The sequence below is a fragment of the Propionivibrio sp. genome, assembly GCF_017995515.1.
Taxonomy (GTDB): Bacteria; Pseudomonadota; Gammaproteobacteria; order Burkholderiales; family Rhodocyclaceae; genus Propionivibrio.
On record NZ_JAGOIT010000007.1, the window covers coordinates 20,290 to 45,003 of the forward strand.

At 57.8% G+C, this 24,714-nt stretch carries 24 protein-coding genes and 4 tRNA genes; 27 read left to right on the plus strand and 1 reads right to left on the minus strand.

The features are described 5' to 3' along the window. Position 1 precedes the first annotated feature (1 nt). Entirely contained in the window at positions 2 to 649 is a 648-nt protein-coding gene (locus KBA32_RS02120) for a response regulator transcription factor (protein ID WP_294354595.1), read from the plus strand. Here the strand turns inward: KBA32_RS02120 and KBA32_RS02125 are convergent. Then, positions 594 to 1,424 carry a trans-aconitate 2-methyltransferase gene (locus KBA32_RS02125; protein ID WP_294354598.1) on the minus strand — a complete coding sequence of 277 codons (831 nt, stop codon included), beginning with the start codon at positions 1,422 to 1,424 and terminating at the stop codon, positions 594 to 596. The genes KBA32_RS02120 and KBA32_RS02125 overlap by 56 nt on opposite strands. A gap of 184 nt (positions 1,425 to 1,608) precedes the next feature. Here KBA32_RS02125 and KBA32_RS02130 point away from each other — a divergent pair. From KBA32_RS02130 to rplP, 26 genes are all read left to right on the plus strand, one after another. Beyond that, positions 1,609 to 1,693, plus strand: a tRNA-Tyr gene (locus KBA32_RS02130). Between the two features lie 49 nt (positions 1,694 to 1,742). After that, a tRNA-Gly gene (locus KBA32_RS02135) sits at positions 1,743 to 1,816 on the plus strand. A 38-nt stretch (positions 1,817 to 1,854) separates the two neighbouring features. Beyond that, a tRNA-Thr gene (locus tag KBA32_RS02140) sits at positions 1,855 to 1,929 on the plus strand. 54 nt (positions 1,930 to 1,983) lie between these two features. Continuing rightward, positions 1,984 to 3,174, plus strand: coding sequence for an elongation factor Tu (tuf, locus tag KBA32_RS02145; RefSeq protein ID WP_294354600.1), 1,191 nt, complete (start codon positions 1,984 to 1,986; stop codon positions 3,172 to 3,174). A 52-nt stretch (positions 3,175 to 3,226) separates the two neighbouring features. After that, positions 3,227 to 3,302: transfer RNA gene (locus tag KBA32_RS02150), tRNA-Trp, on the plus strand. Positions 3,303 to 3,325: 23 nt separating this feature from the next. Beyond that, entirely contained in the window at positions 3,326 to 3,679 is a 354-nt protein-coding gene (secE, locus tag KBA32_RS02155) for a preprotein translocase subunit SecE (RefSeq protein ID WP_294354604.1), read from the plus strand. Further along, positions 3,676 to 4,209 carry a transcription termination/antitermination protein NusG gene (gene nusG / locus KBA32_RS02160; RefSeq protein ID WP_294354607.1) on the plus strand — a complete coding sequence of 178 codons (534 nt, stop codon included), beginning with the start codon at positions 3,676 to 3,678 and terminating at the stop codon, positions 4,207 to 4,209. Before secE ends, nusG begins: the two co-directional genes overlap by 4 nt. A 130-nt stretch (positions 4,210 to 4,339) precedes the next feature. Then, positions 4,340 to 4,771: a 50S ribosomal protein L11 gene (gene rplK, locus KBA32_RS02165; protein ID WP_294354610.1), complete on the plus strand. Its 432-nt coding sequence runs from the start codon at positions 4,340 to 4,342 to the stop codon at positions 4,769 to 4,771. A 1-nt stretch (position 4,772) separates the two neighbouring features. After that, positions 4,773 to 5,462, plus strand: coding sequence for a 50S ribosomal protein L1 (gene rplA / locus KBA32_RS02170; protein ID WP_294354716.1), 690 nt, complete (start codon positions 4,773 to 4,775; stop codon positions 5,460 to 5,462). 241 nt (positions 5,463 to 5,703) lie between these two features. Next, positions 5,704 to 6,201 carry a 50S ribosomal protein L10 gene (rplJ, locus tag KBA32_RS02175; protein WP_294354613.1) on the plus strand — a complete coding sequence of 166 codons (498 nt, stop codon included), beginning with the start codon at positions 5,704 to 5,706 and terminating at the stop codon, positions 6,199 to 6,201. 63 nt (positions 6,202 to 6,264) lie between these two features. Then, positions 6,265 to 6,639 (plus strand): 50S ribosomal protein L7/L12, encoded by a 375-nt coding sequence (gene rplL, locus KBA32_RS02180; protein WP_294354615.1) that lies wholly within the window; start codon positions 6,265 to 6,267, stop codon positions 6,637 to 6,639. Positions 6,640 to 6,927: 288 nt separating this feature from the next. After that, on the plus strand, positions 6,928 to 11,211 hold the full coding sequence (rpoB, locus tag KBA32_RS02185) for a DNA-directed RNA polymerase subunit beta (protein WP_294354617.1): 4,284 nt from the start codon (positions 6,928 to 6,930) through the stop codon (positions 11,209 to 11,211). A gap of 84 nt (positions 11,212 to 11,295) precedes the next feature. Further along, positions 11,296 to 15,501, plus strand: coding sequence for a DNA-directed RNA polymerase subunit beta' (rpoC, locus tag KBA32_RS02190; protein WP_294354620.1), 4,206 nt, complete (start codon positions 11,296 to 11,298; stop codon positions 15,499 to 15,501). 161 nt (positions 15,502 to 15,662) lie between these two features. Then, positions 15,663 to 16,040 (plus strand): 30S ribosomal protein S12, encoded by a 378-nt coding sequence (gene rpsL, locus KBA32_RS02195; protein ID WP_294354622.1) that lies wholly within the window; start codon positions 15,663 to 15,665, stop codon positions 16,038 to 16,040. Between the two features lie 96 nt (positions 16,041 to 16,136). Then, positions 16,137 to 16,607 (plus strand): 30S ribosomal protein S7, encoded by a 471-nt coding sequence (rpsG, locus tag KBA32_RS02200; protein ID WP_294354625.1) that lies wholly within the window; start codon positions 16,137 to 16,139, stop codon positions 16,605 to 16,607. Positions 16,608 to 16,672: 65 nt separating this feature from the next. Beyond that, the gene (fusA, locus tag KBA32_RS02205; RefSeq protein ID WP_294354627.1) at positions 16,673 to 18,766 is read left to right on the plus strand and encodes an elongation factor G; all 2,094 of its coding nucleotides are present in this window, start codon (positions 16,673 to 16,675) and stop codon (positions 18,764 to 18,766) included. A 26-nt stretch (positions 18,767 to 18,792) separates the two neighbouring features. After that, a complete protein-coding gene (tuf, locus tag KBA32_RS02210) occupies positions 18,793 to 19,983 on the plus strand; it encodes an elongation factor Tu (protein ID WP_294354600.1) in 1,191 nt (396 codons plus the stop codon). Positions 19,984 to 20,040: 57 nt separating this feature from the next. Then, a complete protein-coding gene (gene rpsJ / locus KBA32_RS02215) occupies positions 20,041 to 20,352 on the plus strand; it encodes a 30S ribosomal protein S10 (RefSeq protein ID WP_294354632.1) in 312 nt (103 codons plus the stop codon). 110 nt (positions 20,353 to 20,462) lie between these two features. Further along, entirely contained in the window at positions 20,463 to 21,107 is a 645-nt protein-coding gene (gene rplC, locus KBA32_RS02220; RefSeq protein WP_294354635.1) for a 50S ribosomal protein L3, read from the plus strand. After that, a complete protein-coding gene (rplD, locus tag KBA32_RS02225) occupies positions 21,107 to 21,727 on the plus strand; it encodes a 50S ribosomal protein L4 (RefSeq protein ID WP_294354641.1) in 621 nt (206 codons plus the stop codon). The genes rplC and rplD overlap by 1 nt, the downstream gene beginning before the upstream one ends. Next, the gene (rplW, locus tag KBA32_RS02230; protein WP_294354643.1) at positions 21,724 to 22,026 is read left to right on the plus strand and encodes a 50S ribosomal protein L23; all 303 of its coding nucleotides are present in this window, start codon (positions 21,724 to 21,726) and stop codon (positions 22,024 to 22,026) included. The genes rplD and rplW overlap by 4 nt, the downstream gene beginning before the upstream one ends. Then, positions 22,026 to 22,853, plus strand: a complete 828-nt coding sequence (gene rplB / locus KBA32_RS02235) for a 50S ribosomal protein L2 (RefSeq protein WP_294354646.1) — start codon at positions 22,026 to 22,028, stop codon at positions 22,851 to 22,853. The genes rplW and rplB overlap by 1 nt, the downstream gene beginning before the upstream one ends. Before the next feature lie 13 nt (positions 22,854 to 22,866). Then, the gene (gene rpsS, locus KBA32_RS02240; RefSeq protein WP_294354648.1) at positions 22,867 to 23,142 is read left to right on the plus strand and encodes a 30S ribosomal protein S19; all 276 of its coding nucleotides are present in this window, start codon (positions 22,867 to 22,869) and stop codon (positions 23,140 to 23,142) included. An 11-nt stretch (positions 23,143 to 23,153) separates the two neighbouring features. Next, entirely contained in the window at positions 23,154 to 23,483 is a 330-nt protein-coding gene (gene rplV, locus KBA32_RS02245; RefSeq protein ID WP_294354718.1) for a 50S ribosomal protein L22, read from the plus strand. Positions 23,484 to 23,492: 9 nt separating this feature from the next. Next, the gene (gene rpsC, locus KBA32_RS02250; RefSeq protein ID WP_294354650.1) at positions 23,493 to 24,317 is read left to right on the plus strand and encodes a 30S ribosomal protein S3; all 825 of its coding nucleotides are present in this window, start codon (positions 23,493 to 23,495) and stop codon (positions 24,315 to 24,317) included. Continuing rightward, positions 24,301 to 24,714, plus strand: coding sequence for a 50S ribosomal protein L16 (gene rplP, locus KBA32_RS02255; RefSeq protein ID WP_294354653.1), 414 nt, complete (start codon positions 24,301 to 24,303; stop codon positions 24,712 to 24,714). Before rpsC ends, rplP begins: the two co-directional genes overlap by 17 nt.

Consider the following 24,714-nt stretch of genomic DNA (forward strand, 5'->3'; position numbering starts at 1 on the left):
CATGCTCAGTCTGCTAGTCGTCGAAGACCACGCTTTGGTCCGGGAAGGGCTGGTTCAAACGCTACGTCAACTCGACACAAGCGTCACCGTGCACGAGGCGGCCGATTCCGAGGCGGCCAACGCGATGCTCGACAGCGGTCTACTGGTCGATTTGATGGTTCTGGACCTGGGGCTTCCCGGTGTCGATGGGCTCTCCTATCTGGTGTCCTTGCGTCAGCACTACCCGGCGATACCTGTGGTCATACTGTCGGCCTATGATGACGCTCACACGGTCGGGCGGGCGATGAAATGCGGTGCGGCCGGGTTTGTCTCGAAGACCTACTCCAGCGAGCGCTTGCTGGCCGCGTTGCGGGAAGTGCTTGATGGGCGCGTGTTCCGGCCGGACCTATTGCCGGCCGCCTCGCCGGCAGTCTTGCCGCGAGTCGCCATCGCCGGCAATGCGGAGCCGGCCGAGTTCGGGCTGACCGAGCGCCAGGCCGAGGTGCTGGGCTTGATGGCTTCCGGCAAATCCAACCGCGAGATTGCTGCTTTGCTCGGCTTGTCGGAAGGGACGGTCAAGATCCATTTAACCGCCATTTTCAAAGCGCTCGGCGTTACGAGTCGGACCCGGGCGATGGTGGTCGTGGCGCGCAACGGGATTCGTCTGTAATCGAGGGAATGTAGTAACAGTACAGGCGCGTCTGCCGTGCATCGTCAACGGCAATGACCTTGTCGGCGTTTCGTCCCGGGACGGTGAAGGTGTTGCTGATCAATATCGTCCCCGGGCGCATTTCAACGGCGACCTTGCTCCACAACTCAGGCATTGGCGACGGGGACAGGAAGGCGTAGACCACATCGAATCTGGACAGGTCGACATGCCATAGATCTCCCCAGCGCCAGTCGCAGTTCGGTTGCCGGAGGGTTCGCAGACGGCCGATAAGCCACGTCATTGGCGCGTTTTCAATGCCTGTAACCCTTAGGCTTGGCAGATCCGGGCCCAACCTTGCGAGTCTGGATACCACACTGCCCAATCCGGCTCCGAGGTCGATGAAGTGCACGCCGTGTTGATCCTTGATGACCTTGCCAAGTGCGAGTGCAGTTGCCTTGTTTGAGGTGTAGAGCGGAATTCTCCCCTCAAGTGCGCCGCGGAAAACCGCCAAGGTCAGAATAAAGGCGGCAAGAAACCAGCCAGGGTCAATGGCAAGCGATGAGGCCATCCAGGCCATCGGAGCAAAGGTGGCATGAATTGTTCGCCACCACCATGGGTGCCGACTGACACAGGAATACAGCAGTGCCATGCCGCCAATTGCAACGGAAACGCCACGCCATGGCAGAGGTTCTCCGCGGATTGAGAAGTACGGCAAGGCGAGAAAAAGGACGGATAACGCAGCGGCCGTCTGCAGCGCCAGATGCCGCCGATAATCGAGAGGAATTGAGGGCTTCAACGAAATTGACGTGCGGTGAGTGTGAATGGAGTTTCGCAGGTGCCGGGCAAAACGATGAGCCGCAGATGATAACAATTTGATTCGGCAAGGGTGCAATCCTGTTTTCTATCTGCTACAATGCAGCCCACTCGAAAAACGGTTTGACAATCTTGCTTGGGAGCGTCAAAATCGTCGGTTCCGAGTTGGAGGGATACCCAAGCGGTCAACGGGATCAGACTGTAAATCTGACGGCTCTGCCTTCGAAGGTTCGAATCCTTCTCCCTCCACCAATAATGCCGCAAGTTGCAGTGTTTTCGATTTTTGTTGCGGGTGGGTTTTGCGGGTGTAGCTCAATGGTAGAGCTGAAGCCTTCCAAGCTTAAGACGAGGGTTCGATTCCCTTCACCCGCTCCAGGTTGTGTTTGAAGGTTGTTGTGGGCCGTACGCGGGATGCCCATGTAGCTCAGTGGTAGAGCACTCCCTTGGTAAGGGAGAGGCCGGCAGTTCAATCCTGCCCATGGGCACCAATAAAGTTTTGGCGCCAAGAATTATTAACTTTTTAACGTTTTGAGGTACCGGCAATGGCTAAGGCAAAATTTGAACGTACGAAGCCGCACGTAAACGTTGGCACGATTGGTCACGTGGATCATGGGAAGACGACGCTGACGGCGGCGATCACGACGATCCTGTCGAAGAAGTTTGGTGGCGAAGCGAAGGCGTACGACCAGATTGACGCAGCGCCGGAAGAAAAGGCGCGGGGTATCACGATCAATACCGCGCACGTTGAATACGAAACCGCCACGCGTCACTACGCCCACGTTGACTGCCCGGGTCACGCCGACTACATCAAGAACATGATTACCGGTGCTGCCCAGATGGATGGCGCGGTGCTCGTCGTCTCGGCCGCGGACGGCCCGATGCCGCAAACGCGCGAGCACATCCTGCTCGCCCGTCAGGTTGGCGTCCCGTACATCATCGTCTACCTCAACAAGTGCGACATGGTTGACGACGAAGAACTGCTTGAGCTCGTCGAAATGGAAGTTCGCGAACTGCTCTCCAAGTACGAATTCCCGGGTGACGACATTCCCATCGTCAAGGGTTCCGCACTCAAGGCCCTCGAAGGCGACGCCAGCGACATCGGTGAAGCGTCGATCCTGCGTCTGGCCGACGCGCTCGACAGCTACATCCCGACGCCGGAGCGCACGGTTGACAAGCCCTTCCTCCTCCCGATCGAAGACGTCTTCTCGATCTCGGGTCGTGGCACGGTTGTTACTGGTCGCGTCGAACGCGGCATCGTCAAGGTTGGCGAAGAAATCGAAATCGTCGGCATCAAGCCCACGGTCAAGACCACCTGTACCGGCGTTGAAATGTTCCGCAAGCTGCTCGACCAGGGACAGGCTGGCGACAACGTCGGCGTCCTGCTGCGCGGCACCAAGCGTGAAGAAGTCGAGCGTGGTCAAGTGCTCGCCAAGCCGGGTTCGATTACCCCGCACACGCACTTCACGGGCGAAGTCTATGTCCTGTCGAAGGATGAAGGTGGTCGTCACACCCCGTTCTTCAACAACTACCGTCCGCAGTTCTACTTCCGCACGACCGACGTCACGGGGGCGATCTCCCTGCCGGAAGGAACGGAAATGGTCATGCCGGGCGACAACATCCAGATGACGGTCAAGCTGATCTGCCCGATCGCCATGGAAGAAGGTCTGCGTTTCGCAATTCGTGAAGGCGGCCGTACTGTCGGCGCCGGCGTCGTCGCGAAAATCATCGAGTAAGGGAATGTGACTCGGGGCGCACTAGATTCTGGTGCGTCTTGGTCTCTGCTGCAGGGGTATAGCTCAACTGGCAGAGCGTCGGTCTCCAAAACCGAAGGTTGGGGGTTCGATTCCCTCTGCCCCTGCCATCCCAAATATTTAAGCTGACTAAATGGCCGATAAAATCAAGTTTGCGTTGGCGTTGTTGTTGTTGATTGCCGGCGTGGCTGGCTTCTATTTGCTTTCAGAGCAGGCTGCAATTCTCCGTGTGCTGGCGGTTCTCGCCGGTTTGGCGTCTTCCGTCGCTGTTGCCTGGAATACTGAGCCTGGTCGAGTCTTCTTTGGCTTCGCCAAAGAGGCGGCTGCCGAGGCAAAAAAAGTTGTATGGCCCTCGCGCAAGGAGACCTTGCAGACCACAGGTTTGGTTTTTGCATTTGTCGTGATCATGGCCCTGTTCCTTTGGTTGACCGACAAGACCATCGAGTGGGTTCTGTACGACATCATTCTTGGGTGGAGGGGTGCATGAGTAAGCGCTGGTATGTAGTGCACGCCTACTCCGGCTTTGAGAAGAGTGTTCAGCGGGCGTTGCTCGAAAGAGTTCAGCGCCAGGGAATGCAGGATCTATTTGGGCAGGTTCTGGTTCCGGTTGAAGAAGTTGTCGAACTGAAGTCTGGGCAGAAAAGCATTTCTGAGCGGAAGTTCTTTCCGGGCTATGTGCTTGTCGAAATGGAGATGAACGATGAGTCGTGGCATCTCGTAAAGAGCACGCCAAGGGTTACCGGTTTTGTGGGTGGCACGGCCAACAAGCCGAGTCCAATCTCCGAAAAGGAGGTTGAGAAGATCATGCAGCAGATGCAGGATGGTGTTGAAAAGCCCCGTCCAAAAGTGCTGTTCGAGCCGGGTGAGGTGGTGCGGGTCAAAGAAGGGCCGTTCACCGATTTCCATGGTTCGGTTGAGCATGTGAATTACGAGAAGAATCGTCTTCGCGTCTCGGTCACCATTTTCGGTCGGGCTACGCCGGTTGAGCTTGAGTTTGGTCAAGTAGAAAAGGCTTGATGTTGTAGTTTGCAGCGGCGCTCGATTGTTCGTGCGCCGTAGTTCGTTGACCGTACGGTCGCTTTGTTGTTGGGGAGCGCATTTCTTGACTTGAGGTGCGCGAAAGTACCCGTTTTTAGGAGTAATTTCCGTGGCTAAGAAAATTGTCGGCTTTATCAAGCTGCAAGTTCCGGCAGGTAAGGCAAATCCCTCGCCGCCTATTGGTCCTGCGTTGGGTCAGCGTGGTTTGAACATCATGGAGTTCTGCAAGGCGTTCAACGCCCAGACTCAAGGTCTCGAACCCGGTCTGCCGATCCCGGTTGTGATTACCGCGTTCGCAGACAAGAGCTTTACATTTATCATGAAGACGCCGCCAGCGACGATTCTGATAAAGAAAGCCGCAGGAATCCAGAAGGGAAGTCCGAAGCCCCATACCGACAAGGTCGGGAGCCTGACCCGTGCCCAGTGCGAAGCCATTGCGACGCAAAAGATGCCTGACCTGACTGCCGCCGATATGGATGCCGCAGTTCGTACGATCGCAGGAAGTGCCCGCTCGATGGGTATCACCGTGGAGGGCCTCTAACATGGCAGCTATCAGCAAGCGTCAAAAGGCAGTGCAGGGCAAACTCGACCGCGCGAAGTATTACGCCGTCAGCGAGGCTCTGGCCTTGACCAAGGAGTTGGCAACCGCCAAGTTCGACGAATCGATCGATGTCGCCGTCAGCCTCGGAATTGATGCGCGCAAGTCGGATCAGTTGGTGCGCGGTTCGGTGGTATTGCCGGCTGGTACAGGCAAGACGGTTCGCGTAGCCGTATTTGCGCAAGGTGAGAAGGCGGAGGCGGCCAAGGCCGCGGGTGCCGATGTCGTCGGTTTTGACGATCTGGCTGCCGAAATCAAGGCGGGGAACATCAACTTCGACGTTGTAATCGCGACGCCGGATGCGATGCGTGTCGTCGGTCAACTCGGCCAGATCCTCGGGCCGCGCGGTCTAATGCCGAACCCGAAGGTTGGTACCGTGACGATGGATGTCGCGACGGGCGTCAAGAACGCAAAGGCCGGTCAGGTTCAGTACCGTACGGATAAGGGCGGGATCGTGCACAGTACGATCGGTCGTGCCTCGTTTGAAGTCGAGAAACTCGAGCAAAACTTGAAGGCGCTCGTTGACGCATTGGTCAAAGCGAAGCCTGCGAGTTCTAAGGGGCAATACCTCAAGAAGATCGCCGTCTCCAGCACGATGGGGCCTGGTGTTCGCGTGGATTCGACATCGCTGTAACCAATCGCCGGGGGGTTTCTCCGGGAATGTACTTTGGGCTGAAGGCAGAGGCTCGCCTTCAGATCGTCAAAGACCGCAGGTGCAAGTTCGTAAACTTGCTTAAGTGGAATCGGCCTGCGTAGACGGTGAGTCCCGAACAGAGTTTTGTGTAGTCATGTGCTACATGACATGAATGTTCAGGTCGCCGTGGGTGCGTCGTTCCTTAAGGACGGCGTGTGTTGACTTGAAAGGAGGAGGGCCTATGGGTCTCAATCTAGATGAGAAAAAAGCGGTCGTAGCCGAGGTTTCGGAGCAGGTCGCCAACGCTCAGACAATCGTCGTCGCTGCGTATAGTGGGCTGGAAGTCGCTCATCTGACGAAGCTGCGGGCTCAGGCGAGAAAGTCTGGCGTTTACCTGCGCGTACTGAAGAACACCTTGGTGCGGCGCGCGGTTGCGGGCAGCTCCTTTGCCGATTTGGCCGAGCAGATGACAGGTCCGTTGATTTACGGCATTTCGTCTGACCCGGTCGCTGCGGCGAAGGTGCTTAATGATTTCGCGAAGAGCAACGATAAGCTGGTCCTGAAGGCCGGTTCGTATGCCGGGAAAGTTCTGGACAAGGCCGGCGTTCAGGCTCTTGCTTCGATCCCGAGCCGCGAAGAGTTGCTTGCCAAGTTGCTGGGTGTCATGAAGGCGCCGGTATCTGGTTTTGCCGTTGCGCTGGGCGCACTGGCCAAGCAGCGCGAAGAGTCTGCCGCTTAATAAGGCTTGGACCTGGTCTCACATACCGCTTTTACAAATATCCCGATTTAGGAGTTAAGTATTATGGCTATTACGAAAGACGACATCCTGGAAGCCGTTGGCGGCATGACGGTTATGGAACTGAACGATCTGGTCAAGGCGTTCGAAGAGAAGTTTGGTGTTTCCGCCGCCGCGATGGCGGCTGCTGGCCCGGCCGCGGGCGCTGGCGCAGCTCCGGCTGAAGAGCAGACCGAGTTCACGGTCATGCTGCTGGGCGCAGGCGAGAAGAAGGTCGAAGTGATCAAGGTCGTCCGCGCTGCAACCGGCCTGGGCCTGAAAGAAGCCAAGGATCTCGTTGACGGCGCACCGAAGGCCGTTAAGGAAGGTATCGCCAAGGCTGACGCTGAAGCGCTCAAGAAGCAACTTGAGGACGCAGGTGCGAAGGTCGAAGTCAAGTAATTCGCGTTTCGTGCGCAGGGCCGACTGCTTCAGGGCAGCCGGCCCTTTTGTGTTTTTCTGAAAACGCCTTTGAGTATGCTGGATTTGTTGTCTGATCCAGCTGTTGTGTAGTGAGCAAACGCAAGTAGCCATCGGTTCTGTGTCTTGGTCGAAGCGCGCACGGGACTCCGTCCGTCTTCGCCGCTGTCGAAGAATTGTCTGTACTTTCGTTTGTCCATTGCGAGCCGGCATTGCTGCAACCTCGCCGGTATGCGCTAGAGGATTTTGTTTCCTGAGCTCGGAGCGACCATGAACTACTCCTACACCGAGAAAAAACGTATCCGCAAGAGTTTCGCCAAGCGTGCCAATGTGCTTGACGTTCCATTCTTGTTGGCCACACAGCTAGAGTCCTTTACCTCGTTCCTTCAGGCCAACTGTCCGCCTGTAGCGCGAAAGAACCAAGGACTGCAAGCGGCGTTTTCCTCGATATTTCCTATCGTCAGCCACAGCGGTAACGCTCGACTCGAGTTTGTCAGTTACACCTTGGCCGAGCCCGCGTTTGATGTGAAGGAATGCCAGCAGCGCGGCCTGACGTTTGCGTCCGCGCTGAGGTCAAAAGTCCGCTTGGTCATCCTTGATCGCGAGGTCCCGGATACGATCAAGGAAGTCAAGGAGCAGGAAGTGTACATGGGCGAAATTCCGCTCATGACGACCACCGGATCGTTCGTCATCAACGGGACCGAACGCGTGATCGTCTCGCAGTTGCACCGCTCCCCTGGCGTGTTCTTCGAGCATGATCGCGGCAAGACGCACAGTTCGGGCAAGCTGCTGTTCTCGGCTCGCGTGATCCCCTATCGTGGATCGTGGCTCGATTTTGAATTCGATCCGAAAGACATCCTGTTCTTCCGGGTCGACCGGCGCAGGAAGATGCCGGTTACGACCTTGCTCAAGGCGATTGGTCTGACGCCGGAGCAGATCCTGAGCAGCTTCTTCGATTTTGATACCTTCGAGCTTGCAAAGAGCAGCGTCGAGTTTCACCTCGTGCCCGAGCGCCTGCGCGGCGAGGTAGCACGCTTTGACTTCTGCGACAAGTCGGGGAAAGTCATCGTTCCGAAGGACAAACGCATCACCGCGAAGCATATCCGCGAGCTCGATGCCGCGGGCATCACGCAGATTGCCGTTCCCGATGAGTTCCTGATCGGCCGGGTCGTCGCCCGGAATGTTGTCGACACCGCGACGGGCGAGATTCTGGCCAACGCCAACGATGAAATTACCGAGAGCCTGCTGGCGAAACTGGTCGAAGCCGGCGTTAAAACGCTTCCGACCTTGTACATCAATGATCTCGACCGCGGCGGTTTCATTTCACAAACCCTGCGCACTGACGAGACGGCGTCGAAACAGGCGGCCCGGGTTGCGATCTATCGCATGATGCGGCCGGGTGAGCCGCCGACTGAAGAGGCGGTCGAAATCCTGTTCAATGGCTTGTTCTATTCCGACGAGCGCTACGATCTGTCGGGCGTCGGCCGGATGAAGTTCAACCGTCGTGTCGCCCGCAAGGAAGTGGTCGAACACAAGGTGATGGTCAGGCACGTCCCGGCCAAGCGCGACGGCGCCATCAATGCGATCGTCCAGGCTACCGGCGCCGGTCATGACGCAGTCGAACAAGTGCTCGGCGAATTGTCGTACGGCATGCGCGCCGTCGCCGAGAATTTGTCGGAAGACTCGGCCAAGGCGCTACTCGCCGAATTGAAGACCTTCGGCGTGAGCGGTGAAGTGCGCGAGCAACTGACGCTGTCGCCGCGTGACATCGTCGAAGTCATCAAGATTCTCGTCGAACTGCGCAATGGGCGCGGCGACATCGACGATATCGATCACTTGGGTAATCGCCGTGTGCGCTCTGTGGGCGAACTGGCGGAGAACCAGTTCCGCGCCGGACTCGTCCGTGTCGAGCGGGCTGTCAAGGAGCGCTTGTCGCAGGCGGAATCCGATAACCTCATGCCGCACGACCTGATCAACGCCAAACCGATCAGCGCAGCGGTGCGCGAGTTCTTCGGCTCCAGCCAGCTTTCGCAATTCATGGACCAGACCAATCCGCTGTCGGAAATCACCCACAAGCGCCGCGTCTCGGCACTCGGCCCGGGCGGTTTGACGCGCGAGCGCGCCGGCTTCGAGGTGCGCGACGTGCATCCGACGCACTACGGTCGAGTCTGCCCGATCGAGACGCCTGAAGGTCCGAACATCGGCCTCATCAACTCGCTGGCACTGTTCGCCCGGACGAACGAATATGGCTTCCTGGAGACGCCGTACCGCAAGGTCATCGACTCGAAGGTCACCGATCAGATCGAGTACCTGTCCGCGATCGAAGAAGGTGGCTACATCATCGCCCAGGCGAATGCCGCGCTCGGCGGTGACGGCGTCCTGACCGACGATCTGGTCACCTGTCGTGAAAAGGGCGAGACGATTCTTGCCGAACCGCACCGCGTTCAGTACATGGACATCGCGCCGGGGCAGATCGTCTCGGTAGCGGCGTCGCTGATCCCCTTCCTAGAGCACGATGACGCCAACCGCGCGCTCATGGGCGCCAACATGCAACGTCAGGCCGTGCCGTGCTTGCGTCCGGAAAAGCCGGTTGTCGGCACGGGTATCGAGCGCACGGTTGCGGTCGACTCGGGTACGGCGGTCCAGGCACTGCGCGGCGGCAAGGTCGACTATGTCGATGCATCTCGCATTGTTGTTCGTGTGAACGACGATGAAGCCATCGCGGGCGAGGTCGGTGTTGATATTTACAACCTCGTCAAGTACACGCGCTCGAACCAGAACACCAACATCAACCAGCGGCCGCTGGTCCGTGTCGGTGACCAGATCGCCAAGGGCGACGTCGTGGCCGATGGCGCCTCCACCGACAAGGGCGAACTGGCGCTCGGCCAGAACATGCTGATCGCGTTCATGCCCTGGAACGGCTACAACTTCGAGGACTCGATCCTGATCTCGGAGCGCGTGGTTGCCGAGGATCGCTTTACGTCGATCCACGTCGAAGAGCTCACCGTCGTAGCGCGCGACACCAAACTCGGGCCAGAGGAGATTACCCGCGACATCGCGTCGTTGGGTGAGTCGCAACTCTCGCGCCTCGACGAATCCGGCATTGTGTATATCGGTGCTGAAGTCGAGGCTGGCGATGTGCTGGTCGGCAAGGTGACGCCGAAGGGCGAAACTCAGCTTACGCCTGAAGAGAAACTGCTCCGTGCAATTTTCGGCGAGAAGGCATCGGACGTGAAGGACACGTCGCTGCGCGTCCCGTCGGGTATTGCCGGCACGGTGATCGACGTGCAAGTCTTCACGCGCGAAGGCATCGAGCGCGACAAGCGCGCCCAATCGATCATCGACGATCACTTGCGTGGTTACAAGCTGGATCTGGCCGACCAACTGCGTATTGTCGAGCGCGATACCTTCGCGCGTGTCGAGCGTCTGGTTGTCGGCAAGGTGGCCAACGGCGGGCCGAAGCGTCTGGCGAAAGGTTCGACGGTTACCGCCGAGTATCTCGAGAGTGTCGACGCACACCACCGCTTCGACATTCGCATGGCCGATGAAGAAGTCGCGCAGCAGCTTGAGGCGCTGCGCGACGGCCTTGAACAGACGCGCAAGGACTTCGACGTTGCCTTCGAGGAGAAACGCAAGAAGCTCACGCAGGGCGACGAACTCCCGCCGGGCGTGCAGAAGATGGTCAAGGTCTACGTCGCCGTCAAGCGTCGCCTGCAGTCGGGCGACAAGATGGCCGGACGACACGGGAACAAGGGGGTCGTTTCCCGCATCGTCCCGGTCGAGGATATGCCGCACATGGCAGATGGACGGCCGGTGGACATTGTCCTGAACCCGCTGGGTGTACCGTCACGGATGAACGTCGGGCAGGTGCTGGAGGTCCATCTCGGTCTGGCCGCGAAGGGGCTGGGCTTCAAGATCGGCGACATGCTCCGTCGCAACGCCGCAGCCAAGGAGGTTCGTGCCTTCCTTGAGCAGGTCTATAACAGCAATGGCAAGCCGGAAGACCTTGAGCAGCTGAACGACAGCGAAATCATGGAGATGGCCGGCAACCTCGAGGCCGGGGTGCCCTTCGCGACGCCGGTCTTCGATGGCGCCAAGGAAGAAGAGATCAAGGAGATGCTCCGTCTCGCGGGGATGCCCGAGTCCGGGCAAATGACCTTGTTCGACGGTCGCACCGGCGAGCAGTTCGAGCGCAAGGTGACGGTGGGCTACATGCACGTACTCAAGCTTCACCATCTGGTCGACGACAAGATGCACGCGCGTTCGACCGGGCCGTACTCGCTCGTCACGCAGCAACCGCTGGGCGGCAAGGCGCAGTTCGGCGGTCAGCGTTTCGGCGAAATGGAAGTCTGGGCGCTCGAGGCCTACGGTGCGGCCTACGTGTTGCAGGAAATGCTGACGGTGAAGTCGGACGACGTCAACGGCCGTACCAAGGTCTACGAGAGCATCGTCAAGGGCGAGCACAAGATCGACGCCGGGATGCCCGAGTCGTTCAACGTGCTCGTGAAGGAAATCCGGTCGCTGGCGATCGACATTGATCTGGAGCGCTACTGATAGCACTGCCGGTGCAGTGAACATGTTGTCGCCGCGTACGCCGCGGATCGAAGAATTGGGTTCTCACCCCGAATGGAGTGAAAGATGAAAGCACTGCTTGATTTGTTTAGACAGGTAACGCAAGAGGAGCAATTCGACGCGATTACCATCGGTTTGGCCTCACCGGACAAGATCAGGTCTTGGTCTTATGGCGAAGTGAAGAAGCCTGAGACGATCAATTACCGCACCTTCAAGCCGGAACGCGACGGATTGTTCTGCGCCAAGATCTTCGGGCCGATCAAGGACTACGAATGTCTCTGCGGCAAGTACAAGCGACTGAAGCATCGCGGCGTGATCTGCGAGAAGTGCGGTGTTGAAGTCACCTTGTCCAAGGTGCGCCGCGAGCGCATGGCGCACATCGAACTGGCCTCGCCGGTCGCACACATCTGGTTCCTCAAGAGTCTCCCCAGCCGCCTCGGCATGGTGCTGGACATGACGCTGCGCGACATCGAGCGCGTACTCTACTTTGAGGCCTTCGTCGTTTGCGATCCGGGGATGACGCCGCTGACGCGCGGTCAGCTGTTGACCGAAGACGATTGCTTGGCCAAGGTCGAAGAGTACGGCGACGACTTCTATGCGGCGATGGGCGCCGAAGGGATTCGTGAGTTGCTCCGCTCGATCGATCTGACCAGTGAAGTCGACCGTCTGCGCGCCGAGCTCGAGACGACGACTTCGGAAACCAAGAGCAAGAAGTTCTCGAAGCGTCTCAAGATTCTTGAGGGTTTCCAGAAGTCCGGGATCAAGCCGGAATGGATGGTGCTGGAAGTGTTACCGGTTCTGCCGCCCGACCTGCGTCCTCTCGTACCGCTCGACGGAGGCCGGTTTGCTACGTCTGACCTGAACGATCTCTACCGCCGCGTCATTAACCGAAACAACCGTCTGAAGCGCTTGCTTGAGCTCAAGGCGCCCGAGATCATCGTGCGCAACGAGAAGCGGATGCTGCAGGAAGCCGTCGATTCGTTGCTCGACAATGGCCGTCGCGGCAAGGCGATGACCGGTGCCAACAAACGCCCGCTCAAGTCGCTGGCCGACATGATCAAGGGCAAGGGCGGACGTTTCCGTCAGAACTTGCTTGGTAAGCGCGTCGACTACTCCGGCCGTTCGGTCATCGTCGTCGGGCCGCAGCTCAAGCTGCACCAGTGTGGTTTGCCGAAGTTGATGGCGCTTGAGCTTTTCAAGCCGTTCATCTTTAACCGCTTGGAAATCATGGGCTTGGCAACGACCATCAAGCAGGCGAAGAAGATGGTCGAGATGCAGGAGCCGGTGGTTTGGGACATCCTTGAAGAGGTGATCCGCGAACACCCGATCATGCTCAACCGTGCGCCGACGCTCCACCGCCTCGGTATTCAGGCATTCGAGCCAACCCTGATCGAAGGCAAGGCCATCCAGTTGCACCCGCTGGTCTGCGCGGCTTTCAACGCCGACTTCGACGGTGACCAGATGGCGGTTCACGTACCGCTGTCGCTTGAAGCGCAAATGGAAGCCCGTACACTGATGCTGGCTTCAAACAATGTTCTGTCGCCCGCAAACGGCGATCCGATCATCGTGCCGTCGCAGGACATCGTTCTCGGCCTGTACTACGCGACGCGTGAGCGGATCAACGCCAACGGCGAAGGGATGGCCTTCTCGGATCTGGCGGAAGTCACCCGCGCGATGTACGCCGGCGAGCTTGACGTTCACGCCAGGATTTCGGTTCGCATCAAGGAGTTTGACAAGGATCAGGATGGTGTTTGGCAAGAGAAGGTGACGCGCTACACCACAACTGCCGGTCGCGCGCTGCTTTCGGAAATCCTGCCCAAAGGCCTGCCGTTCAGTGTTCTCGACAGACCACTGAAGAAGAAGGAAATCTCGAAACTGATCAACGCCGCGTTCCGTCGTTGCGGGCTGAAGGAAACCGTTATTTTCGCCGACAAGCTGATGCAGAACGGCTACCGTCTGGCGACCCGTGCAGGCATCTCGATCTGTTCGGACGACATGCTCGTCCCGACGCAGAAGGGCGAAATCATTGCCTCCGCGGAAAAGGAAGTTAAGGAGATCGAGAGCCAGTACACCAATGGTTTGGTGACCAACGGCGAGCGCTACAACAAGGTGGTTGATATATGGGGCCGGACCGGCGACCAGGTGGCGAAGGTCATGATGGAGCAGCTCGGCCACGAAGAAGTCGTCGACCGGCAAGGGAAGAAGGTCAAGCAAGAGTCCTTCAACTCGATCTACATGATGGCGGACTCCGGCGCGCGCGGTTCTGCGGCCCAGATCCGGCAGTTGGCTGGGATGCGCGGTCTGATGGCCAAACCGGACGGTTCGATTATCGAAACGCCGATCACGACGAATTTCCGTGAAGGCCTGAACGTTCTCCAGTACTTCATTTCGACCCACGGTGCGCGAAAAGGTCTGGCGGACACGGCGCTCAAGACCGCTAACTCAGGCTATCTGACCCGACGTCTTGTCGATGTGACGCAAGACTTGGTCGTTATCGAAGAGGATTGTGGGACCGAGAACGGCGTCACCATGAAGGCCCTGATCGAGGGTGGTGAAGTGATCGAGGCGTTGCGCGAGCGCATCCTCGGTCGAGTTACCATCGTCGACGTGGTCAATCCCGAAACCGACGAAACCATCATCGAAGCCGGGACGCTCGTTACCGAAGACCTGTGCGACCTGATCGATCAGTTGGGCGTCGATGAAGTCAAGGTGCGCACGCCGCTCACCTGCGACACCCGCTACGGTCTGTGTGCCAAGTGCTACGGCCGCGATCTTGGCCGCGGTACGCCGGTAAACGTCGGCGAAGCCGTCGGCGTCATCGCCGCGCAGTCGATCGGCGAACCCGGTACGCAGCTGACGATGCGGACCTTCCACGTCGGTGGTGCGGCTTCGCGAGCAGCGGTCGCGAGTCAGGTTGAAACGAAGAGCGCCGGCATCGTTCGCTTTACGGCGTCGATGCGCTACGTTACGAGCGCCAAGGGCGAGAAGATCGTGATCACGCGCTCCGGCGAAGTCGTGATCACGGACGACAACGGCCGCGAGCGCGAGAAGCACAAGGTGCCGTACGGCTCGACACTGCAGGTTGCTGATGGGCAGCAAGTAAAGGCGGGAACCAAGCTGGCCGTGTGGGATCCGCATACCCGGCCGATCATCGCCGAGTACGCCGGGCAGGTGAAGTTCGAGAACGTCGAAGAAGGTGTGACCGTCGCCAAGCAGATCGACGAGGTGACGGGTCTGTCTACGCTCGTGGTCATTGATCCGAAGCGCGGTGGCAAGGGACAAACCAAGGGCTTGCGTCCTCAGGTCAAGCTGTATGACGCAGACGGCCAAGAGGTTCGCATGCATGGCAGCGACCATGCTGTGACGATTACTTTCCAGGTTGGAGCGATCATTACGGTGCTCGACGGCCAACAGATCTCAGTGGGTGACGTTCTTGCACGTCTGCCCCAGGAGTCGGCCAAAACACGTGACATTACGGGCGGTCTGCCGCGCGTTGCCGAACTCTTTGAGGCGAGAACCCCGAAGGACGCGGGTATGCTTGCCGAGTTCACTGGCACTATGTCGTTCGGTAAAGACACCAAGGGCAAACAGCGTCTGGTGATCACCGATCTCGAAGGCGCAACGCATGAGTACCTCATTCCGAAGGACAAGCATGTCCTCGTTCATGATGGCCAAGTTGTCAACAAGGGCGAGCTCATCGTTGACGGTGCTCCCGATCCGCACGACATCCTCCGTCTCCAAGGTGTTGAAGCGCTGGCGATCTACATCACTGACGAAGTGCAGGACGTGTACCGGTTGCAGGGTGTGAAGATCAATGATAAGCACATCGAAGTCATCGTGCGCCAGATGCTTCGTCGCGCCTTGGTCGTCGACCCGGGTGATACCAAGTTCATCCGCGGTGAGCAGGTGGAGCGTGCTCATCTACTCGACGAGAACGATCGGATCGTCGCCGAGGGCAAGCTGCCGGCAACTTACGAGCCGGTGCTGCTAGGGATCACCAAGGCGTCGTTGTCGACCGATTCGTTCATTTCGGCAGCATCCTTCCAGGAAACGACGCGCGTCCTGACGGAGGCGGCGATCATGGGTAAGCGAGATGAATTGCGCGGTCTCAAGGAAAACGTCATCGTCGGACGCTTGATTCCGGCGGGTACGGGGCTTGCGTTCCACCGCATGCGCAAGAGTAATTCGGCTGGCGTCGATCTGGCGACAGCGGAACTGGATGCTGAGGTTTCAGTTTCTGCCGCAGGTGTTCAGGAGTCGTCGATCGGTTGACTTGGCAGAGCTTTGGCCATAGAATCGCCGGTCTTTGTCGGCATGGGCTAATCATTGCCTGTGTCTGTTATAAAAATTGCCGAGGCGCCTTGGTGGCGCCTTGGTTCTTCGTCTGTCACGGGCCGGCCGGTTCGTGACCGCAAGCATTTAGGGATAGAAATATGCCAACCATTAACCAACTGGTGCGCAAGCCCAGAGAGGCCGTGAAGGTCAAGAGCAAGGTTCCGGCGCTGGAGAACTGCCCGCAAAAGCGGGGTGTTTGTACGCGCGTTTATACGACAACACCGAAGAAGCCGAACTCGGCGTTGCGGAAGGTTTGCAAAGTTCGCTTGACCAACGGTTTTGAGGTTATTTCGTATATCGGCGGTGAGGGGCACAATCTTCAGGAGCACTCGGTTGTTCTGATTCGCGGTGGTCGTGTGAAGGACTTGCCGGGTGTTCGCTACCACACCGTTCGCGGCTCTCTGGATACGCAGGGGGTTAAGGATCGCAAGCAGAGCCGTTCGAAGTACGGCGCTAAGCGTCCAAAGGCGGCTTGATAGCCGTTAAGTAAGTAGTCGCTCTTCTGGGCGGCTTGGGAGGAGGTGTCGCAAATGCGCCATCCTTCGGCTGAATTGAAAATCTAAGAGGTTGATATGCCACGTCGTCGTGAAGTACCTAAGCGCGATATTCTGCCCGATCCGAAGTTCGGGAGTGTCGAGGTTTCGAAGTTTGTGAATACGCTCATGATGAGCGGGAAAAAGTCGGTTGCCGAGCGCATCGTGTACGGCGCATTTGACCTGATTGCCTCCAAGGGTGGCAAGGATCCGCTCGAGGTCTTCGCGTTGGCGATGAATAACGTGAAGCCACTCGTCGAGGTCAAGAGTCGGCGCGTCGGCGGTGCCAATTACCAGGTTCCGGTCGAGGTTCGTCCGAGTCGTCGAATGGCTTTGGCAATGCGCTGGTTGCGCGAGTCGGCTCGCAAGCGTTCGGAGAAATCGATGGGGCAGCGACTGGCTGCCGAGATGTTGGAGGCTTCCGAGAATCGTGGTGGGGCAGTGAAGAAGCGCGATGAAGTTCACCGCATGGCTGATGCCAACAAGGCTTTTGCCCATTTCCGTTTTTAAAGAGTTTGAATTCGTCGGGAGGTGGTCTCCCGGCGTTTGTTCTTTGTCAATAAAGGTTTCTTATCGTGGCACGCAAAACACCCATTGAGCGCTACCGCAACATCGGTATCAGCGCACACATCGACGCCGGTAAAACGACGACGACCGAGCGTATCCTCTTCTATACCGGTGTTAATCACAAGATCGGTGAGGTGCATGATGGTGCTGCCACCATGGACTGGATGGAGCAAGAGCAGGAGCGTGGTATTACCATCACGTCTGCTGCGACGACGTGTTTCTGGAAAGGCATGGACATGCAGTTTCCGGAGCACCGTTTCAATATCATCGATACCCCGGGGCACGTAGATTTCACGATCGAGGTTGAGCGCTCGATGCGAGTGCTTGACGGTGCTTGCATGGTCTATTGCGCGGTCGGCGGGGTTCAGCCGCAGTCCGAAACTGTGTGGCGTCAGGCCAACAAGTACAAGGTTCCCCGGTTGGCCTTTGTGAACAAGATGGATCGCCAGGGAGCCGATTTTTTCAAGGTGGTCGGGCAGATGCAGGCTCGCCTGAAGGGCAGCCCTGTTCCCATCGTTATCCCAATCGGCAAGGAAGAAAGCTTCGCTGGCGTCGTTGACCTGATCAAGATGAAGGCGATGGTCTGGGACGAAGCCTCGCAAGGGATGAAGTTTGAGTACCGGGACATTCCTGCCGATCTTCAGGGGGTTGCGGACGAGTGGCGTGCCAAGATGGTCGAATCGGCCGCCGAAGCGTCGGAAGAGTTGATGAATCAGTATCTTGAGGCGGGCGATCTGACCGAAGCCGAGATTATCAAGGGGCTGCGTACTCGTACGATTAACTGCGAAATCCAGCCGATGCTCTGCGGCACGGCGTTTAAGAACAAGGGCGTTCAGCGGATGCTCGATGCGGTGATTCAGCTTTTGCCGTCGCCGGTTGATATCGATGCGGTGTCCGGTGAGGACGACGGCGGAAAGCTGGCTACGCGCGAAGCCTCCGATAATGCGAAGTTCTCGGCGCTCGCCTTCAAGTTGATGACCGATCCCTACGTCGGCCAACTAACCTTCGTTCGCGTATACTCTGGCGTATTGAAATCCGGTGATACGATTTTTAATCCTGTGAAGGGGCGTAAGGAACGGATCGGGCGTATCTTGCAGATGCACGCGAATAACCGTGAGGAAGTGAAGGAAATCTTGGCCGGTGACATCGCCGCCTGTGTTGGCCTCAAGGAGGTCACGACCGGCGAAACGCTATGTGATCCCGCCGCGCCGATTACGCTTGAGCGCATGGAGTTCCCAGAGCCTGTTATCCATATTGCGGTTGAGCCCAAGACCAAGGCTGACCAGGAAAAGATGGGTATTGCACTTGGCCGGTTGGCTCAGGAGGATCCTTCGTTCCGCGTTCGCAGCGACGAAGAGTCGGGACAGACCATTATTTCCGGGATGGGCGAGCTTCACCTCGAAATCATTGTTGATCGCATGAAGCGTGAATTTGGTGTCGAGGCAAACATTGGTGCGCCTCAGGTAGCGTATCGCGAGTGCATCAAAAAGGCCGTCGAGCAGGAGGGCAAGTTTGTCAAGCAATCCGGCGGTCGCGGCCAGTTCGGTCACGTCTGGCTCAAGATTGAGCCGAACGAGGCGGGCAAGGGGTACGAGTTCGTCGACGCCATCAAGGGGGGTACGGTTCCGCGCGAGTACATTCCCGCCGTTGATAAGGGCTTGCAGGACGCGATCAAGAGCGGTGTTCTGGCTGGCTTCCCCGTCGTCGACATCAAGTTTACCTTGTTCGATGGTTCCTATCACGACGTCGACTCGAACGAGAACGCGTTCCGCATGGCGGCTTCGATGGCCTTCAAGGATGGTATGCGGAAGGCGCAACCGACATTGCTTGAGCCGATGATGTCGGTTGAGGTCGAAACGCCGGAAGAGTACATGGGGAACATCATGGGCGACCTATCGAGCCGTCGCGGCATCGTGCAGGGAATGGAAGATATCCCTGGCGGCATCAAGGCTGTCAAGGCTGAAGTGCCGCTGGCTGAGATGTTTGGCTACGCGACGACGGTCCGTTCATTGTCGCAAGGGCGCGCCACGTACTCCATGGAATTCAAGCATTACGTCGAGGCGCCGAAAAACGTCGCCGAGGCGGTGATCAACAAGAAGTAAGGTTTCGTTTTTTAAGGATACTGTAAATGGCTAAGGCAAAATTTGAACGTACGAAGCCGCACGTAAACGTTGGCACGATTGGTCACGTGGATCATGGGAAGACGACGCTGACGGCGGCGATCACGACGATCCTGTCGAAGAAGTTTGGTGGCGAAGCGAAGGCGTACGACCAGATTGACGCAGCGCCGGAAGAAAAGGCGCGGGGTATCACGATCAATACCGCGCACGTTGAATACGAAACCGCCACGCGTCACTACGCCCACGTTGACTGCCCGGGTCACGCCGACTACATCAAGAACATGATTACCGGTGCTGCCCAGATGGATGGCGCGGTGCTCGTCGTCTCGGCCGCGGACGGCCCGATGCCGCAAACGCGCGAGCACATCCTGCTCGCCCGTCAGGTTGGCGTCCCGTACATCATCGTCTACCTCAACAAGTGCGACATGGTTGACGACGAAGAACTGCTTGAGCTCGTCGAAATGGAAGTTCGCGAACTGCTCTCCAAGTACGAATTCCCGGGTGACGACATTCCCATCGTCAAGGGTTCCGCACTCAAGGCCCTCGAAGGCGACGCCAGCGACATCGGTGAAGCGTCGATCCTGCGTCTGGCCGACGCGCTCGACAGCTACATCCCGACGCCGGAGCGCACGGTTGACAAGCCCTTCCTCCTCCCGATCGAAGACGTCTTCTCGATCTCGGGTCGTGGCACGGTTGTTACTGGTCGCGTCGAACGCGGCATCGTCAAGGTTGGCGAAGAAATCGAAATCGTCGGCATCAAGCCCACGGTCAAGACCACCTGTACCGGCGTTGAAATGTTCCGCAAGCTGCTCGACCAGGGACAGGCTGGCGACAACGTCGGCGTCCTGCTGCGCGGCACCAAGCGTGAAGAAGTCGAGCGTGGTCAAGTGCTCGCCAAGCCGGGTTCGATTACCCCGCACACGCACTTCACGGGCGAAGTCTATGTCCTGTCGAAGGATGAAGGTGGTCGTCACACCCCGTTCTTCAACAACTACCGTCCGCAGTTCTACTTCCGCACGACCGACGTCACGGGGGCGATCTCCCTGCCGGAAGGAACGGAAATGGTCATGCCGGGCGACAACATCCAGATGACGGTCAAGCTGATCTGCCCGATCGCCATGGAAGAAGGTCTGCGCTTCGCAATTCGTGAAGGCGGCCGTACCGTCGGCGCCGGCGTCGTCGCGAAAATCATCGAGTAACTCTTATCGCTTTTCGAGGTTCCCGCCTGGGGGCCTCGACGCTCTTTGGAATGCTATATGCAAAATCAGAAAATCCGTATTCGCCTGAAGGCTTTCGATTATCGCCTGATCGACCAGTCGGCTCTCGAAATCGTCGAAACTGCAAAACGGACCGGCGCCGTTGTTCGCGGACCGGTCCCGCTACCGACGCGTATCCAGCGATTCGATGTGCTGCGTTCGCCCCACGTAAATAAGACTTCGCGCGATCAGTTCGAGATCCGCACCCATCAGAGATTGATGGATATCATCGATCCGACCGACAAAACCGTCGACGCGCTGATGAAGCTCGATTTGGCGGCTGGTGTGGATGTCGAAATTAAGTTGCAGTAGTCAGCCTATTGGGGCATAATCTTGCCCTTTTTCTGGGTCGCTTCGTTGACGTGGTGGCCTGTTTTTGTATCGCTTGTCGGCCAATCGCAGCCGACTAGAGGAGAATAATCATGAGTCTAGGCCTTGTAGGGCGCAAGGTCGGCATGACACGCATTTTCACGGACGACGGTGTGTCGATTCCTGTGACCGTGCTGGATGTGTCGAATAATCGTGTCGCGCAAATCAAAACGCCAGAGATTGATGGCTATGCCGCCGTTCAGGTGGTTTATGGGGTTCGCCGTCCCTCGCGCGTGAGCAAATCTATGGCTGGTCATCTGGCGAAAGCTGGTGTGGAGGCTGGGAGTGTCGTGAAGGAATTTCCGGTGGATGTCGCGCAGCTTGGCGAAATAAAGGCTGGTGACCAGTTGAGCGTCACTCTCTTTTCCGTCGGGCAGGCGGTTGATGTGACCGGCCGCACCGTTGGCAAGGGTTTCCAGGGTGGTATCAAGCGGCACCATTTTAGTTCCCAGCGCGCGACTCACGGCAACTCCGTTTCGCACAACGCGCCGGGTTCTATCGGTATGAACCAGGACCCGGGGCGTGTGTTCCCAGGGAAGCGAATGGCGGGTCATCTGGGTGATGCATTGCGCACGCAACAGAATTTGCAGGTCGTTCGTGTCGATGTCGAGCGACAGTTGTTGCTGGTCAAGGGCGCAGTCCCCGGTTCGAAAGGCTCGAACCTGGTTGTTCGTCCGGCTGTCAAGGCGGGGGCGTAATGGAACTTAAATTGGTCGATAGCAAGGGTGTTGAGGTTGGAAAGTTGGAGGCGTCCGATGTGTTGTTCGGGCGCGAGTACAACGAAGCGCTCATTCATCAGGTGGTTGTTGCTTACCAGGCAAATGCGCGCAGCGGAAATCGTGCGCAGAAGGATCGTGAGCAGGTTCGACACACGACGGCAAAGCCGTTCCGGCAAAAGGGTACCGGGCGCGCCCGTGCGGGTATGTCTTCCTCTCCGTTGTGGCGCGGCGGCGGCCGGATCTTTCCGAACTCGCCAGACGAGAACTTTAGCCATAAATTGAACAAGAAGATGTATCGCGCCGGTATGGCGTCGATCATGTCGCAGTTGGTGCGCGAAGATCGCTTGGCTATCGTGGACGCGCTTGAGTTGGAGGCGCCGAAGACGAAGTTGTTCGTGCAGAAGATGAAGGCGCTTGGTTGCGAGTCGGCGTTGGTGATTACCGATCAGTTGGAAGAGAATCTCTTCCTCGCGTCGCGCAACGTTCCTAGCGTGCTGGTGGTGGAAGTCAATGAAGCGGATCCTGTTTCGCTGATTCGATTCCCGAGGGTTGTCATGACGAAGGGTGCCCTCGCCAAGTTTGAGGAGATTCTGGGATGAATCAGCAACGTTTAATGCAGGTGCTCTTGGCGCCGCAAATCTCTGAGAAAGCGACGTTCATTGCGGACAAGAACGAACAGGTGGTCTTTCGTGTCGTCCCAAGTGCAACCAAGGTCGAAGTCAAGGCGGCCGTCGAGATGTTGTTCAAAGTTTCGGTAGCGTCGGTTCAGATTGCCAACGTGAAGGGTAAATCGAAGCGGTCTGGCCGTAGCGTCGGGCGTCGAAGCGATTGGAAAAAGGCCTTTGTGTGCCTGAAGCCTGGTCAGGAGATCAATTTCGTTGATGGAGGGGCTGCATAATGGCGCTCATCAAAGTAAAACCGACTTCTCCGGGAAGGCGTGCGGTCGTCAAGGTTGTGACGCCGGGTTTGCACAAAGGCGCTCCGTTTGCCGGTCTTGTCGAAGCGCAGTCCAAGAAAGCCGGGCGGAACAACAACGGACATGTGACGACTCGTCATCAAGGTGGTGGTCACAAACAGCACTACCGCGTTGTCGATTTCAAGCGGAACAAGGACGGGGTTGTCGGCAAAGTTGAACGGCTTGAATACGATCCGAATCGGACGGCCAATATCGCGCTTGTTCTCTACGCGGACGGCGAGCGTCGGTACGTGATCGCCCCGCGTGGTCTCGCGGTCGGGCAGGAGGTCGTTAGCGGTGCCGAAGCCCCGATTAAGGTAGGTAATACGCTGCCAATCCGGAATATTCCGGTCGGAACGACTATTCATTGCGTTGAAATGATTCCTGGCAAGGGTGCTCAATTGGCGCGATCAGCCGGTACTTCCGCCCAGTTGCTTGCGCGCGAAGGTGTTTATGCGCAGTTGCGTCTGCGTTCCGGCGAAATTCGGCGTGTCCATGTCGAGTGTCGGGCGACGATTGGTGAGGTCGGAAACGAGGAGCATAGCCTCCGGTCGATCGGTAAGGCTGGTGCGATGCGCTGGCGCGGTGTGCGTCCGACCGTTCGTGGTGTGGTGATGAACCCAGTTGACCACCCTCACGGTGGGGGTGAAGGGCGTACTGCCGCTGGTATGCATCCGGTTACACCGTGGGGTGTCAAGACCAAGGGGTTCCGGACTCGCAGCAATAAGCGCACGAACAGCATGATCGTGCAGCGTCGCCACAAACGATAGGGGATAGATAGCTATGGGACGTTCTGTAAAAAAGGGCCCGTTCGTCGACGCCCATCTTATCAAGAAGGTTGAAGCCGTTAGAGCAACTAGCGACAAGCGGCCGATTAAGACGTGGTCGCGTCGTTCTACGGTATTGCCGGACTTTGTTGGCCTCACGATCGCTGTTCATAACGGGAAGCAGCACATTCCCGTGTACGTGACTGAGAACATGGTAGGGCACAAGCTTGGCGAGTTTTCGCTGACCCGGACATTTAAAGGTCATACCGCCGGCAAGAAGGCGAAGAAGTAAAGGGAATGAACATGGAAACTCGTGCTAGCTTGCGTGGTGTCCGGCTTTCGGACCAAAAAGGGCGATTGGTCGCCGATCAAATTCGCGGATTGCCGGTTGATAAGGCGCTAAACATCCTGACTTTCAGCCCCAAGAAGGGGGCTGGCATCATTAAGAAGGTGCTTGAGTCGGCTATCGCTAATGCCGAGCATAACGACGGTGCAGACATCGACGAATTGAAGGTCAAGACGATTTATGTCGAAAAAGGCATGGTGCTCAAGCGCTTTACAGCGCGCGCAAAAGGGCGTGGTAATCGGATCGTCAAGCCGACTTGCCACATTTTTCTGACGGTCGGGAACTAAGGAAGAGCAATGGGACAAAAGATTCATCCGACTGGTTTTCGGCTTGCAGTAACGCGTGATTGGGCGTCGCGCTGGTACGCGAACAGCAAGAATTTCGCTGGCATGTTGAACGAAGATGTGCAGGTGCGTGCCTATCTAAAAACCAAACTCAAGCATGCGTCGGTTGGGCGCGTGTTGATCGAGCGGCCGGCGAAGAATGCACGGGTTACCGTATTTTCGGCGCGACCGGGCGTTGTTATTGGGAAAAAGGGCGAGGAGATCGATCATCTCCGCGCGGCGCTCCAGAAGATCATGGGCGTGCCGGTTCATGTCTCGATCGAGGAGATTCGCAAGCCTGAACTTGACGCACAACTGATCGCTGACTCGATTACCCAGCAGCTCGAGAAACGCATCATGTTCCGTCGGGCTATGAAGCGAGCAATGCAAAACGCGATGCGCCTCGGAGCGCAGGGCATCAAGATCATGAGCTCGGGTCGTCTCAACGGTGCGGAAATCGCGCGGCGCGAATGGTATCGCGAGGGCCGCGTGCCGCTTCACACGATGCGTGCCGATATCGACTACGCTACCTCCGAAGCGCTGACGACGTATGGGTTGATTGGTGTCAAGGTGTGGGTTTTCAAGGGCGAAGTGCTTAATCGCAACGAGCAAGGTAGCCCGGCGGTCGATGCCAGCTCGGCCGACGATGTTGCAAAGAAGCCGCGCCGTTTGGCAAAGCCTGTGCTTGGAGACGCTGACAAGACAAGGGCTAAGACTGCTGACGCCGGCGCGGGTGACGTTAAGGGTACGGCAAAACGAGTGAGAAAGGCAGGGGCGAGCGATGCTGCAGCCAACTAGAAGAAAGTACCGCAAGGAACAGAAAGGTCGCAACACCGGATTGGCGACTCGTGGTGCCAAAGTGAGTTTCGGAGATTTCGGGCTGAAAGCGACGGGTCGTGGCCGGTTGACCGCTCGGCAAATCGAGGCGGCGCGTCGGGCAATGACCCGGCACATCAAGCGCGGTGGCAGAATTTGGATTCGGATTTTCCCGGACAAGCCTATTTCGAAGAAGCCCGCGGAAGTTCGTATGGGTAACGGAAAGGGTAATCCTGAGTACTACGTCGCTGAGATTCAGCCTGGCAAAGTGCTTTACGAAATGGATGGCGTTGGTGAGGCCTTGGCGCGCGAGGCGTTCGCACTGGCTGCGGCGAAGTTGCCTATTCCAACCACGTTTGTGACTCGGATGGTGGGTTGA